1 protein-coding gene is annotated in these 964 nt (G+C 29.8%); it reads left to right on the top strand.

All coding sequences use genetic code 11. The features are described from left to right. Nucleotides 1-882, top strand: an 882-nt coding sequence (locus BBROOKSOX_RS11710; protein WP_180324061.1) for a hypothetical protein, incomplete at its 5' end; no start/stop codon positions are given. Nucleotides 883-964 lie beyond the last annotated feature (82 nt).

The raw sequence follows: 964 nt of genomic DNA, 5'->3' as shown, positions 1-964 counted from the left end.
TTAAAGAAAAATAAGAAATATGAAGATTTATTGTCCTTAATTAGTAAAGCCTATGGTTATAGCTATGAAGCCTATGGTTATAGCTATGAAGCCTATTTCTTGAAAAGTGATATTGTTACTAAACTTTTTGAATATTGCCAAACCTCACTTATTGATGAAGAATTTTTTAAAAAGATTGTTAGATCTAAAATCAATAATCAGAGTTTATATAAAGGTATTCTAGAAAAGGATCGATATGATATGCAGTATAAGAAGAAGGTGTTTGTATCAGATTTATGGAATTTTCTAAAAGAACAAAATATTATTGATAAAGATGCATCACATCTAGACCCTGAAACATTTATATTTTATATTGAACAATTAAAAGCAAAAAATGCTAAAGATAAAGCAGAATATCATGACTTTGCTCTTGAATGTTTAAAGGATTATATTGTGAATAACCCTAGTTGGAGGAAAGATATAATAAATCCACAAAAACTTTTAGATTTTGATCCAGAATTAGATGAGTATGACAAACAATGCACTGTTAAAGATCAACAAAATACCATTAACTCTAGTGAGAAAATAATAGGTTTGATGCGTGATGTTATAGAAAATGGCAAGAGTGATGAGGCTCTATCTCAAATTCAGAAACAAGAGATAAAGCAGTATATATTAAACGATGCAAGGTACTTCAAAGAGACTTTTGACTTTTTGATGGATAGTCGTTATACCACCGAATCGTTGAAGAAATATGTAGGTAATATAGGCTCTGTACTTAAGGAATTGTCTCTATCTAAAAATAGTGATCATGCGTATAAAGCTAAGGAGGCGCTGGATTCTTTAGCAAAAAGAGGAGGAGGCATGGAGAAACTGTTAAATAGTAATGATATTTCAAAATAATTTAATCAAAGTTGAGAATGAACTTAGTGAACTCCCATGGGTGAAAGTTTTTACCCAACGAAAAATCAAAGAATTTAGCGAA

It is taken from the genome of bacterium endosymbiont of Bathymodiolus sp. 5 South, from assembly GCF_900128535.1.
Classification (GTDB): domain Bacteria; phylum Pseudomonadota; class Gammaproteobacteria; order PS1; family Pseudothioglobaceae; genus Thiodubiliella.
Note: the sequence above shows the minus strand (reverse complement) of the source record. Positions and strands in the feature narration are given on the sequence as shown.